The following is a 13491-nucleotide window of genomic DNA, read 5'->3' as shown; positions in this document are numbered from 1 at the left end:
TATGAAATTCATCAGTTTTAAATACTGTCGTGTTTAAGCGGTGAACATCATTAAAAGTCCAGTTGAAATCTTATGAAAAGATGAGGGAAAATGCGATTTTCGAAAAAAACCAACTCAGCGAACTGAATTGGTCTCCAAATATCAATGTGATGTGCTTATTGAATGGTCACAGTCACGGGTTTTGCATAGATGGTATAGGTGAAATTGGGTGTTATGGTGTATTGGTAGCTTGGCATGACATAGGCTGTACCACGTTCACTGAAACTCACAGATTGACCATTTAGACTATATTTTGCAGAGCCTGGTAGTACGAGCATCGTATTGAAGCTTTGGTAACTAGATTGACCCAGTTGCGTTAATTTTTGCCCAGTAATTTGTAAAGGTTGACCAACAGTTGCTGTTATTTGTCGTGGAGTTTTAATTTTGACCACAAAATTCGATGCATCTTGTGCATAATCTGTGGTCAACCCATGTGTACCTTGAATGTACATACGATAGAAATCATTTTTAATTAATCGGAACGTCCAAGGCCAGAAGGTCACCCCACGTAAACTTGCCAGATACATGACATCCTGATTCAAACCACTATAATTCGGATTGAATGTTGAAGAAAATTGTCGTGTTGTTTCCAAAATTCTTCGAATGTTTAGAAAAGTAGTTTGTTCCTTTGGTGGATATACCAATAAACCCGTTGATACACCTTTTAGAGTATTCTTCATTTCAAGAATTTGTTGCCCATCAAAACTTATGACAATCACTTGACCATATGCATCATATTTATCAAGTAAATCTTTAATTTTTGAAATTATTTCGGGTTTTGCACTCTTAATCTCGATAAAATTGGTGACATGTGGGTATTTTTCAACTACTGCAGCCAATACTTCATCCATCGTCGGTATGGCAAGTCGCTGCCCGGTCGTTTTAAGTTTACGAACCTCTTCGAGCGTCATGTTCTCAATATTTTTTGCGATACCCGTTGTGCGTAAAACCGATTTATCATGCATTAAAACGACATGGTCATCTTTTGTCAGATAAACATCATATTCCACGGCATCAGCACCAACTTCTATCGCCTTAAGAATACCTTCAAGGGTATTTTCATCAACTTGAGATGGAATTCCACGATGACCTGTAATGAGTGGTTTACGAAGTAGGGTGTTGGGCGCCATTGAGCGCATGATGGAATGAAATAATTCAGGCTGATGTGTATAAATGCCATTTACGCCTGTTGTTAATATCTCAGCAGCTTGATAGGCATCAAGCTTAGGACTGGTTTGTCCAGAAGTATTGTGGGTAAAACCTGCCCAAGGTGTGATCAATAAACGTTGCAAGTGTGCAACTACATGAGACTGAACCAAATGGGCTGGTAAAATCACAATTTTAGAAAGTGATGTATTGGTTGCCTGTGCAATTTTCACAACACTATTTTGATCTGAAATCAAATTGTACTTTTCAGACCAATCCAATGCTGTACGGATTTCTGGAATCTCCACACGCGCTTTTCTTAATAGATATGGATCATCAGAGACTAGCGTGACATCACTAAAATCATAATCTGAAGACAAAGATCTTAATTCAGCCAGTGTGTTTTCAGAGTCGATATGCAGAAGAGGAAGTGTTCTTTTGGTTTGATCAGAAAGAAGACTTCTGAGGTGCATCGAGGTCTTATTGTCGAAATCTTTTAAAAATAATTGTTCATCAAGTTGGTACGCAATATAAGTGGCGGTATGAGCGTTATCATTTGTTGATGAGTCGGCTGGTTGTGCTAAAGCGGGCGCCATTGCAACTGGATATTTGTGATCAATGACATCTGTGATCCGATCTTGAGTAGGGAGAGCATCAAGTTGTTCAATCACCCGTATTGTGTTGACCTTCATCAGCAATCCTGCTGCTGAAAGTCCAATGGCACCTTGGTTTAGGTTGGTGGGTAATTCGCCATCAAAAACCAATTGATCATTTAAGTAATGACGAACACGTTGATTATGAACAACAACTGTAGCCTTATAAGGCGTATCTAGAGCGATGTTTGATTCAAATTTGGATGTATTGATGACATTCCATGTGTTATTCGAACGTCTAAGTGCGAGTTCTAGACCATTATAAGCAGATGCATCTGCACGAATAGCAAATTGGTAGTATGGTGTATATTCAGGTTGAGCAAACACATCTGAAGCTCTATAAATAATACTTCCCCAACGAGTACCGTTATTACGCTCAAGGTATTCAAATTCTAACTCAATTTTATAGTTGCGAAGCTTTTGAAAATCCGAACTTAACATGATGGTGGTGGGTTTGGTTAAATCTTTGCGACCATCAATCAGTAAGGCACCCTCTTTAAATTGAATGCTACCTGGATTTGAAGGCAGAATATTCCAATCAGAAGGTATTGAATAAAGTTCAGTAAAATCCAGATTTAAATAAGTGTTTGGTTGTGGAACATTGATCAGTGTTTCAGGTTCGAGATCTGGTGGTAGGGATGGTTTTGGATCTTCAGGCTGAATTGGTATGGTTGGCTCAGGAGTATTTGGTAAGGTTGATTTAGCTTGATCTTCCCCAGAGCATCCTGCTAAACCGAGCATGAGCGATAGTGTGACAACTAGAGTCTGCTTTTTCATTTTAAAATTCTCGAGTGTACGATCCATGACGACCTTAAAATCTATGAAATTAAGGTTACAATTCCTTTGTAAATCAGAAAAATACGAAGCTTTGTTTATATTATTGAGTTATTTTAATATTCGTGTCTGAGGCAAGGTTCAAAATAAAAGATTTAAAACTTGCCATCCACCAATAATGATACGAATGATCCCCAAAGCGACGAACAATATCATTTCAAAAAAACAGAAAACTAAAAAAGTCCAACCTGCTGCACCATCCACTTTGCTCGCATCGTATTCAATGTATAGCAATAACAACACCAGCCCAATTTGGAAGTAGATCATCGCAATTACTGCTGAATCCCATGGAAAACGTAACAAAAAAGTCCAACAGATGATGACCAAGGCAGCAAAACTGCATGGCAAAATAAATTGCAGCAAGTAACGCATATTATTTTCCCCAAAAAATAATGATTCGTTTTCATCCTTATACATAAGTAATACAGGACTTTATCAATGCGATCAACTATGATGAAATTGATTGAAATGAATGAAAAGTATTGTAAATAAAGGATTTGATTATGGCACAAAGCATGCAACATGTGATCATTACTGAACCAGGCGGCGTTGAGAAGTTGGCTTATGAAACGGTTGATATTCCGCAACCTAAAGACAATGAAGTCTTGGTGAAAGTACATGCTTTCGGCATTAACCGTCCTGATATTTTACAGCGCCAAGGTTTATATCCAATGCCTAAAGGGGTCACACCTGTACCTGGGTTAGAGGTATCAGGGGAAGTCGTTGCAGTAGGGGCTGAGGTAAACGCCTATCAGGTGGGGGATCAAGTGTGTGGACTTACCAATGGTGGTGGTTATGCGGAATACTGTGTGGTGCCTGAATCTCAGCTGATTAATATTCCTGCAGGGGTGAGTCATATTCAAGCTGCTGCAATTCCAGAAACATTTTTTACCGTTTGGGCGAATATTTTTCAAATGGGCAAAGCTAAAGCGGGGGAAACGGCTTTAATCCATGGCGGAACCAGTGGGATTGGAACAACAGCATTAATGTTGTGTAAAGCATTTGGCTTAAAAACTTTTGCGACTGTTGGCTCAGATGAGAAAGTAAAAGCAATTCAAGATTTGACGCATGCAATTAATTATAAAACGGAAGACTTTGAACAGGTCATTCAGCAAGCGACAGAAGAAAATGGCGTAGATATTGTCTTAGATATGGTTGGAGCGCCTTATTTAGCTCAAAACCTGAATATACTAGGTCGTGATGGACGTTTGGTTTATATTGCATTTCTTGGAGGAGCTAAAGCCGACGGCGTAAAATTAGGTCAAATCATGATGAAGCGTTTAACCATTACTGGTTCAACCATGCGTGCACGTACCACAGCAGAAAAAGCCAAAATCGCTCAAGATTTAAAGACACATGTTGCGCCTTTATGGGCAAAAGGTGAATGTCTACCGATGATCTATAAAACTTTTAATTTTGATGAGATTCAAGCGGCTCATTTGGCAATGGATGCAGGTGATCACATTGGTAAAATTGTGGTGAAAGTGTTGGATTAATCTTAACCACCTATGTTCGATTCAGTCAGTGCTGAGGATGAATAATCTGCTTCTTCTCAACAGACTTAAGATTATTCATCTGCTAACCAATTCTTAGACTGTTGATTGCTTGTGTCCAATCTTGGCAAGAACAGCGCGGACAATCTTGAAGTGGTTGTTGAAGTTCAGTACAGAATCCACAATGTGTACACGCATATATTACGCTAGGTTTTACCTTGTATATTGATTGAGCTTGATCTGGAAAAATTGGTAAGCCATATTTAACTTGTTCATCGGGATAAAACAAAATACTGAAATTCCCATCGGACTCTAATAGACCGACTCGAATTTGACCTAAATGCTCAACAGATTGACGACGCATTTCCGAAAAGAACTCATCATGCGACATATTACCTCGCTTGAATGCTTCAAGGACGAGCATGCCATCTTTTACGATGTAACAGGATTTACCTTCGACTAAGTCTTCGAAAGGCTGATATTTCATCATTAACCACGTTGTGGTGCGGTAAAGCAAGATGATCACACTCATGACGACTACGGCTTGAATTAAGGGTAAATCCTCCGTAAACATTGGATCTCCAGCAATCGATCCAAGACAAAGAATAATGGCAACTTCAAAGATGGAGAGTTGTCTAACCCCTCGCTTGCCAGTCAAACGAAGAAAAAGAATGATGAGTAAATACATCACCACACATCGGATTAAAATTTCAAAAACAAACACCCATGTGGTGTCGTAAAAAAAGATAGAAGCAAAATCCATTTGTTCCTCAATTTTCTAGGTGATTCTACTTAAGCTATCAAGCGCCAAAAAAAAGAAATACAGAATTATTGTCGAATTATTATGACTTTATGTAGATGTGGTGCGTGACTTGAATATTAAATCATGTTGTTTAAAAGATAGGGAGTGGAATTACAGTTGTTAATGTTAATCAGGATTTTGAATATATGAGATAAGGTTGGCATTTTTTATTCATTACAATGATCCGAAATGTTTGTTATGTATTTGTAATATTCTGTTATATTCTTATGGTTGCATGTTTCGGTGTTTAACCAAGAGTTAAGGTGTATTTTGGATTCATTCCGTAATCGCGTTCTGTTCATATTTGCTGGATTAACCATTATCCTTGGGATATGCGTATCGCTGTATATTGGAAATATCGCATCTCAGCACTTGGCTAAAGCCAGTGGACAGACCCTACATGTCGCAGCAAAAAATATCAGTAATGCCTTGGCAGCTTCTCTTGCCGAACGCGAGCGCGAAATGGTGCTGCTCAGCCAATCTCCATTCTTTTCAGAAGCAAGTCTAGATGATCCACGTGTTCGTACACGCTTGGAACAAGTCAAAAATGCGTATGTCTATTATGCTTGGATGGGGGTAACAGATTTAAACGGTGATGTTCAAATTGCTGCGGATGGTATTCTTGAAGGTGAAAACGTTTCTTCACGGCCATGGTTTAAGGCAGGTTTACAGGGTACATACTTAGGTGATGTGCATGAAGCTGTGTTATTGGCAAAAAAAATTCAAGCTTTAAATCCTCATGAGCCGATGCGTTTTATTGATTTCGCAACACCAATCTATGATCCAAATACTCAAAAATTAAAAGGAGTGTTAGCTGCACATGCAGATTGGGAGTGGGCACGTCATATTCTCAATAAAGCATTATCTCAAACAGCATCTCAGCGTGGCATAGAAGTCTTTATCTTAAACAAACAGGGTGAACTGCTGTATCCATTTAAAAGTATTGGACGAGTCAAGCCACCTCAACTTAAAGTCAACGATGCACTTTATTATATTGATGATTGGAATGAAGGGCAGGATTTCTTAACCGCAAATATTGCGGTGGAGTCCGAGACTAAAAGTGATATTGGTTGGCATGTGGTAATTCGTCAACCTTTGGCGATTGCTTTGGCAGATATGCGTGATTTGCAGTTCAAAATCTTCCTGATTGGTTTATTCGTCTCGCTGTTTATCTTTTATGTGATTTATCAACTTGCCAATAAATTGAGCAGACCCATTGAGGCTTTAGCTAAATCGGCTTATGCGGTCGAACAGGGAGACGTGCATACGGCATTTCATAGTCAAAGCAGCATCCGTGAAATCCAAGGATTATCACATTCTCTACAAAGCATGACGCAAACCTTATTGGAACAGAAACAACAATTGCTTGAGGCAAACCAATCTCTAGAGCGTAAGGTTCAAGAGCGCACTCGAGCACTTGAATTGGCTAATCTTGAGTTGATTCGATTGTCACGACATGACGCATTAACAGGTTTACACAATCGCCGTGCTTTAAACGAACAACTTGAATACTTATTTGGTCAACATAAAAGAAATCAAATTGGCTATGCAGCACTTATATTGGATGTCGATTATTTTAAGCAAGTCAACGATCAATATGGTCATGATCAAGGGGATCAAGTGTTACAACAAGTAGCAAAAATCCTTGATCAAGCAACGCGTGAAACCGATTTTGTGGCACGTTATGGTGGTGAAGAATTTGTAATTTTATTGCCTGCAACACATCTGATGGGTGCGCAAGTTTTGGCAGAGAAAATTCGTACATTGGTGGAACAAGCTGTTATTTTGGCAGAGAAAACTTTGACCGTCAGTATTGGTGTCAGTGTGACTGATCTCAACGATGCTGATGCTTATGCCATTCTTAAACGAGCAGATCGACATCTTTATCAAGCAAAAGCCAATGGTCGAAATCAAACTGTGATCGATGCTTAAATAAAGCATCCACATTTTGTTAAACTCAGTATTCTCTCATTGGACTAAACACCTGACGTGACTTCATTCGAAATTCAATCCAGTTCTTCTGCACAACTTGTTCAAGATCATAAGCTACGGGTTTTGATTAATCAGATTGAGCAGCAAAAATTACAATTATCCGCATGGCAACACGCCCAAGAAGAAATTCGTACCTACACGCAGAAGAAACTTATTCCTGTCTATCGTGATGTTTATCAAGTGCTGTTTCAGCAATTACAAAGTCTATGGAATAGCCTAAGTCAAATTGATTTAAATAAGTCGTCTCAAAAGGTTGTGGAAGAGAAGTGTTTTAACTTGACCCAAATGTTGAGCAAATCAAATATGCTCAATGAAACTCAACTTGAGACAGTTGAAAAATTACATATTTATTTCGAACAGGTGTTTGCTCAACCACGAAATAAGCAAGATAAAAAGAACAACTTCGAATCTAGTCAAGCACCAGATGCTCATGGTGAACAAAATGATTCAACGATTGATGACGATTCATTGTGGGACAAAGCGCAGTATCAACAAGCAAGGCAGCAAGCCAAACTTAAACGGCAGCAAGATAAACAAGCCGAAGCAGAAAAGTTAGTGAATCAATCCCTGAAAACAGTATATCTCAAAACAGCTTCTATCATTCATCCAGACCGTGAACCGGATGAATCCAAGAAGGCTGCAAAGACGGCATTATTACAACGTGTTAATGAAGCTTATGAACAAGAGGATTTATTCACGCTATTGAAGTTACAACTTGAAGTCGAGCAACTTCAAGTCGGTATACAGAAAGCTATTCAGCAAGATCAATTGAAGTACTATCAACAAGTATTGCAAGCACAGAGTTTAACTTTAGAAAAGCAAATCCAGATATTGATTAATAGCTTAGTGTGGTCAAACAAGGCAAAAATTGAAGTACAAAAAACTCAAGGTGCTTTAAATATTCAAAAGCTCTATCAACAGATTGACCAAGATGTTTCATCGTTAAAACAACAACTCAAATTGGAAAAGCAGCGTTTAATGGAAATGTCAAAAGCTTCCGGGTTAGCATTTTTGATTGAACATTCACTTCTTTGAATCCAAAACATACGAGCTATAAATAGCTGTTACTGACATCTACTCATTCCGTATTTCTCAATGATTGATTGTCCTATTATTAAAAAATTAATATTATAATTTATATAAAATGTGTATTTTGTCGCATTTATTTGATGTATTGACCATAATATAACGATAATGTTCTAAAAACTAAAACTAGGAATAACATGAAAAGTAAAAAAGTCTCAGACATTATGATTGAAGTGTTGGAACAAGTCGGCGTAAAGCACTGTTACGGCATTGTTGGAGATACGCTTAATCACTTTACCGATTCTTTATCGCGTAGTTCTATTCAATGGATCAATGTTCGCCATGAAGAAGTAGGTGCATTTGCAGCAGGTGCAGATTCATTGATGAGTGGCAATTTAACAGTATGTGCTGGCTCATGTGGTCCTGGAAGCTTGCATTTTATTAATGGTCTGTACGAATCACACCGTAATGGTGCGCCTGTGGTTTTGATCGCAAGCCAACTTTCAACCGAACAAGCAGGCTATTTAGATTTTCCCCAATATGTCGACTTTAAAGAAATTTATAAAAGTTGTTCTGTATATTGCGAGGAGATCAAAGCAGCCAGTCAAGTCAGACATGTGATGACATTGGCCTGTCAGGCAGCACTGAATAAACGTGGCGTAGCGGTGGTCATTATGCCAACCAATATCAGCAGTCAATATATTCAGGAAACATTGGATTTCAAGGTACATCATCCGCAGCCTGAAACTACGCCTAATCCTGCTGAACTTGATCAGATTAAAAACTTCATCAATGCTCATCAAAAAGTCACGATTTATGCAGGTATTGGAGCTCAGCATGCTCACGATGAAGTGGTTGAACTTTCGAAAAAATTAAATGCACCCGTTGTGCATACCTCACGTGCAAAACATTTTATTGAATATGATAATCCTTATAATATGGGGATGAATGGTATGTATGGTAATAAAGCAGCCTTACATGCGATTAATCATAGTGAGGTATTGTTACTGCTTGGAACGGACTTTGCGTGGCCACAGTTTTATCCTAAACACGCGAAGATTATTCAAATCGATGTCGATGCTACTCATTTAGGTCGTCGCTATCCTATAGATTTTGGTGCTGTTGGACATATTGCACCAACGCTGCGTGCTTTAATCCCTTTAGTTGAAAACAAGCAGAACCAACACTTTATTCAAGAGTGCTTAGATTTAAAGAAAGTTGCAGATGCAGCTCGTTTGAAAGAAGAGCGTATAGGTAAAGATGGTTTGATCCACCCGCAATATGTGGTGGCGCTTCTCAACAAATATGCAGATGATGATGCATTTTTCACTGGAGATGCAGGCTCATCGAAACTATGGATGCTTCGTCACATCGATACCAATGGTAAGCGTAAATTGCTATGTAGTTTACTGCACGGTACGATGGCAAACTCGATGCCTCAAGCACTCGGGATTAAAAAAGCCTTTCCTGAACGTCAGGTGATTGCGCTATGTGGTGATGGTGGTCTGAGTATGCTGTTGGGTGATCTCATGACCATCGTACAGGAAAAGTTGCCGATCAAAATTGTTGTCTTTAATAACCATTCGCTCAATTTTGTAGAGCTTGAACAAAAAGTTGATGGCTTACTGGATAATTTTACTAAATTATCGAACCCTGATTTTGGCAAAGTCGCTGAAGCGATCGGGATTTATGGCATGACTCAAAAAGATGGTCATGGTTTGGAAGCAGCTATTCAGAAATTTTTAGCTCATGATGGTCCTGCACTAATCGATATTCATACCAACCCAGTAGAGTTGGTGATGCCACCAGAACCAAAATTTGAGCAAGTGAAGGCGACTTCATTGTATGCGATGAAGGCGGTTTTAGCTGGTCGAGGAGATGAGGTAAAAGATCTAATCGTGAATAATTTTATTAAATAAAATCGTTCGTCTCTTTAATCATTTTTTATGACAGTTTCTTCAAGTACTCATGGGATATTTATATCTGCTAGTCTTGAAGAAGCTTTTTTTATACCGTTAAGTAAAATTATAATAAAAAAATACAGTAAATTTACAATAAAAATTATCTTAAAAAATAAGCATTAACCCTTCATAAAATCATTTTGATCAATATCGTCATTGTTCCAAATTCTCATAGTTTCTATAACTATGTTCCATTTTTGATTCAGTCATGATCAAGATGTGGAGATCATTTGATCTATGAGGAAATATCAAATAGATCAAAATAATAATGGTAAAAATCACATAAATTAATGAACGGTTCGCGTATTAAGGTTTAATGATGAGAAGTTTTTTTCAAATATTTTCACTTTCTATTCTTTCTTCAAGTGTATGGGCAGGTGCAGATTGGGATTATCACCACCCTGAACAATGGAACACACTGAGTCCCAATTTTGCAGCCTGTTCTGGTCATAATCAGTCACCAATTAACATTGAGCGTTCTGTAAAAGCGGATTTGAAACCGTTGCAGTTTAGCTATCAAACTTTGATTCAACGTATTCATAACAATGGACACACGGTACAAGTCGACTTTAAAGAAGGCGGAGAGCTGATGCTGGACGGTGATCGTTTTCAACTCAAGCAGTTTCATTTGCATACCCCAAGTGAAAATAAAATCCATGGCAAACAATATCCGCTAGAAATCCATTTTGTACATGCCAATGCCAAAGGAGAGCTGGCTGTCGTGGGGATGATGTATGCACAAGGTGCAGAGAATCCGCAATTGGCAAGAATATGGAATTCATTACCGAAGCAAAAAGGGCAAACAGTTGAGTTAAAACAGCCCCAGTCTGTTAATCATTTATTGCCAAAGAATTTGGATTATTATCGTTTTAGTGGGTCGCTCACCACACCTCCATGTTCTAGGGTGTTCGCTGGCTAATCTTAAAAGAGATTCAAACAGCCTCAGCCAAGCAGATTGAGGACTTTGCCAAGTTATTGGGACATCCGAATAATCGACCTATTCAGCCGTTGAATGGTCGAGTGGTGGTGGAGAATTGATGTAAAGGTAAAGACTTATCTTTATTGAAATGGGAGTGGGGGGAATATTGATAGAGCGTAGAGTTCTCTAATAATGTTCTCCTCTCCCTATGGGGTGAGAAGCAATGCTTTGCAAGGAGATGGGGGATAAAGCAATATTTAAAATCTTAAAAGCAAAGGTTGATGTATATGATGGAAGAGAGTGGTATCGGGATGTTGTTGGAATGTGGGATATTTTAGTTTTTTTATTTTTAGTTTGAATAAGTACAGTAAGGTACGTTATTTTAAAGATGACAAGACTTATGTCTAAATTAAATGTCCAGACATTTTTATATACATACAAAAAGAGAAAAAGAATAAATGAGTTTTTTTATCATCTTAGCTTTTATTGTAGTTGCAATATTATTCACAGCTTATAAATTATTTGGTTCAAATTTAACGCAGAGCGCCGTTGTCGAAGCTCAACAGGAGATTCAAGAGCCTAAGAGTCGGTCAGGTTTTGCTAAAGTGGATTTAACTGATGCTTCAACAGTCGTCATCTCATTGGCACAAGATAGTTTCATTCGCTTTAAAAACCAAAATCGTGTAATGAGTGTCGAAACCGTACAAGAACCCAAAAATAATCGATATTGTTATTATGCTTGTAATTTTGGTGATGATCCTTATGAAAGGAATACTGAGCTGAATTTAGAACTCAATGGTAAGACTTTGAAATTTGACAATGTCTATGATCTTTCCCTTAAACAAACCAATGAGATCATTGAGGGAATTGAGTTCGAGCAAAGGTGGACGAAAGCGAATAGTTCATTAGAAGATGCTTTCCAAGATTACAAACGCTTTATGCAAAACTTACTTGATTTAGGTTGTCAAAACTATTTTGCTCTAGATGATATTCGTTATAAAAAAGAGGACTACAACAAAATTCTAGCTTCTGGTGATCATACTTGTCTCGCCCCTGATCTCATTCAATTTGATGAATTTAAATCTGTATTAGAATCCGAAGACTTTTTATCACTCGATAGTTACTTTTATGTGGAAGATTTTGAAATTTCTATTTTTTATAACCGTGATTATTCAGCCACATTTGAGATACGGTACTTAGCTTCAATATACAGTGCTTTAAGTTTTTATGGTGCTGATGATTTATATCTAGATGAATTATCAATTAATGAAAAACAAATAAAACTAGAAAAATACAGAGAAGAGTGTTTATTGGCTCGTAAGGAAGAAGAGCATGAGATTAAGAAAGCAGGGTTTGAAGTTGATGAAGATTATAACGATCCTTTCATTCAATTTAAGATTTAGCTTAATTCAAGCAAAAAATAATGAAGATCATAATGAAAAGTTCTCTCCCTATGGGAGAGGAGAATGAAAAAGATCCCCAACTATTAGAATTCGCCAAAAGCATGCGACACACCGCTACCGATGCTGAACACTTCATGTGGCAAATTCTACGTGCCAAGCGTTTTATGAATCTCAAATTCCGTCGTCAGCATGTGATCAAACCTTATATTGTGGATTTTTACTGTCATGAAATTGGTTTAGTAATTGAGTTGGATGGTAGCCAGCATGGAATGCATGACGCTGTTGAATATGATGTTGAACGCACTAAGTTTTTAGAGGCTTTGGGTTTAACTGTTCTGCGGTATTGGAATCATGATGTGTTGGGGCGGACGGATGTGGTGTTGGAGGATTTGTGGATGAAGTGTAGTGAACTGAAAAATACCTCTCCCTAACCCTCACTTGCGCTTCGTTTTAAAGCAGTGCTTTAAAACTTGCTCAGGAGAGGGAATTCCATTGTGAAATTCATACAGAGATTAAATCAAATGATGCTCCCTCTCCCTATGGGAGAGGGCTGGGGTGAGGGTTACATACTTGCCATAATTTTTTGAACCAATTCCATTTTTTGCTCACGTGTCAGTAGGTTTATATTTTTTTCTTCAATAAATTCATCCAAAGCTGCAACTTGTTTCCCTTTCATATCTTTATAGCCTGCAAATTCCTGATAAAAACGATTTAAGTCACACATTTTTACAGTAGCTTTACCTTTAGGGGTGTGAGCTTTTAGGAAATAGTGATCTGGATAATCACAGTGATTTGCAGAGATACGTTCAATATGATCTTCATATATATCATATAAAGGATGAATGATTTTGAAGCGCCCACTCGTGCGCGGATAGGTAGGCTGTGAGCGAGCTCTATCTCCATTAACATGAGGATTTTGATCCCCTTTTTCTCGGTTGCAGTCTGGACAAATGACAATTAAGTTTCTAGATTCAAATAAGAATTGAGGAAATAATGATTTAGGTAAAATATGCTCTACTTGCCAATGGAATCCATTAGTTGAACAAATATATTGCTTACAGTAAAAGCAAGTAAGTTTTTGATCAGATAAATAGTGAGCACGAATTAAAGATCGAAAAGCTTGTACATCTTTATTTGTCTCATTATTCCAAAGCTGATAGTTCTCTTTATCATAGTTATCAATAAAAGTTTGAAGTTCACTAGGTATTTGACACACTTGCATT

General features: G+C 37.9%; 10 protein-coding genes and 1 pseudogene. 7 read left to right on the top strand and 4 right to left on the bottom strand.

Annotated elements, in window-relative coordinates; translation table 11 throughout:
• Positions 1 to 155: 155 nt before the first annotated feature.
• A complete protein-coding gene (locus AC1M9A_RS05805) occupies positions 156 to 2615 on the bottom strand; it encodes a glycerophosphodiester phosphodiesterase family protein (RefSeq protein ID WP_481609822.1) in 2460 nt (819 codons plus the stop codon).
• Positions 2616 to 2753: 138 nt separating this feature from the next.
• On the bottom strand, positions 2754 to 3044 hold the full coding sequence (locus tag AC1M9A_RS05800; RefSeq protein ID WP_481609821.1) for a hypothetical protein: 291 nt from the start codon (positions 3042 to 3044) through the stop codon (positions 2754 to 2756).
• A gap of 131 nt (positions 3045 to 3175) precedes the next feature.
• Here AC1M9A_RS05800 and AC1M9A_RS05795 point away from each other — a divergent pair, with 131 nt between their 5' ends.
• Positions 3176 to 4168 carry an NAD(P)H-quinone oxidoreductase gene (locus AC1M9A_RS05795; protein WP_481609820.1) on the top strand — a complete coding sequence of 331 codons (993 nt, stop codon included), beginning with the start codon at positions 3176 to 3178 and terminating at the stop codon, positions 4166 to 4168.
• Positions 4169 to 4250: 82 nt separating this feature from the next.
• On the opposite strand, the gene AC1M9A_RS05790 is transcribed toward AC1M9A_RS05795, so the two are convergent.
• The gene (locus tag AC1M9A_RS05790) at positions 4251 to 4928 is read right to left on the bottom strand and encodes a YetF domain-containing protein (protein ID WP_092766869.1); all 678 of its coding nucleotides are present in this window, start codon (positions 4926 to 4928) and stop codon (positions 4251 to 4253) included.
• Positions 4929 to 5237: 309 nt separating this feature from the next.
• Here AC1M9A_RS05790 and AC1M9A_RS05785 point away from each other — a divergent pair, with 309 nt between their 5' ends.
• From AC1M9A_RS05785 to AC1M9A_RS05760, 6 genes and pseudogenes are all read left to right on the top strand, one after another.
• Positions 5238 to 6899: a sensor domain-containing diguanylate cyclase gene (locus AC1M9A_RS05785; RefSeq protein WP_481593897.1), complete on the top strand. Its 1662-nt coding sequence runs from the start codon at positions 5238 to 5240 to the stop codon at positions 6897 to 6899.
• Between the two features lie 57 nt (positions 6900 to 6956).
• The gene (locus tag AC1M9A_RS05780) at positions 6957 to 7994 is read left to right on the top strand and encodes a molecular chaperone DnaJ (protein WP_481609819.1); all 1038 of its coding nucleotides are present in this window, start codon (positions 6957 to 6959) and stop codon (positions 7992 to 7994) included.
• A 188-nt stretch (positions 7995 to 8182) separates the two neighbouring features.
• Entirely contained in the window at positions 8183 to 9904 is a 1722-nt protein-coding gene (locus AC1M9A_RS05775; RefSeq protein ID WP_481609818.1) for a thiamine pyrophosphate-dependent enzyme, read from the top strand.
• A 361-nt stretch (positions 9905 to 10265) separates the two neighbouring features.
• A pseudogene (locus AC1M9A_RS05770) lies at positions 10266 to 10984 on the top strand (carbonic anhydrase).
• A gap of 339 nt (positions 10985 to 11323) precedes the next feature.
• Positions 11324 to 12268: a hypothetical protein gene (locus AC1M9A_RS05765; RefSeq protein ID WP_481609817.1), complete on the top strand. Its 945-nt coding sequence runs from the start codon at positions 11324 to 11326 to the stop codon at positions 12266 to 12268.
• 32 nt (positions 12269 to 12300) lie between these two features.
• The gene (locus AC1M9A_RS05760; RefSeq protein ID WP_481609816.1) at positions 12301 to 12699 is read left to right on the top strand and encodes an endonuclease domain-containing protein; all 399 of its coding nucleotides are present in this window, start codon (positions 12301 to 12303) and stop codon (positions 12697 to 12699) included.
• A gap of 131 nt (positions 12700 to 12830) precedes the next feature.
• Here AC1M9A_RS05760 and AC1M9A_RS05755 read toward each other — a convergent pair whose 3' ends face one another.
• A complete protein-coding gene (locus AC1M9A_RS05755; RefSeq protein WP_481609815.1) occupies positions 12831 to 13490 on the bottom strand; it encodes an HNH endonuclease in 660 nt (219 codons plus the stop codon).
• Between the last annotated feature and the right edge of the window lies 1 nt (position 13491).

The sequence above is a fragment of the Acinetobacter sp. ANC_7634 genome (genome assembly GCF_056779875.1).
This window is presented reverse-complemented; position numbering and strand designations above follow the sequence as displayed.

Coding starts and splice junctions, on each gene's coding strand:
- AC1M9A_RS05805 (WP_481609822.1), bottom strand. CDS start 2,615: ATGAAAAAGCAGACTCTAGTTGTCACACTATCGCTCATGCTCGGTTTA.
- AC1M9A_RS05800 (WP_481609821.1), bottom strand. CDS start 3,044: ATGCGTTACTTGCTGCAATTTATTTTGCCATGCAGTTTTGCTGCCTTG.
- AC1M9A_RS05795 (WP_481609820.1), top strand. CDS start 3,176: ATGGCACAAAGCATGCAACATGTGATCATTACTGAACCAGGCGGCGTT.
- AC1M9A_RS05790 (WP_092766869.1), bottom strand. CDS start 4,928: ATGGATTTTGCTTCTATCTTTTTTTACGACACCACATGGGTGTTTGTT.
- AC1M9A_RS05775 (WP_481609818.1), top strand. CDS start 8,183: ATGAAAAGTAAAAAAGTCTCAGACATTATGATTGAAGTGTTGGAACAA.
- AC1M9A_RS05765 (WP_481609817.1), top strand. CDS start 11,324: ATGAGTTTTTTTATCATCTTAGCTTTTATTGTAGTTGCAATATTATTC.
- AC1M9A_RS05760 (WP_481609816.1), top strand. CDS start 12,301: ATGAAAAGTTCTCTCCCTATGGGAGAGGAGAATGAAAAAGATCCCCAA.
- AC1M9A_RS05755 (WP_481609815.1), bottom strand. CDS start 13,490: ATGCAAGTGTGTCAAATACCTAGTGAACTTCAAACTTTTATTGATAAC.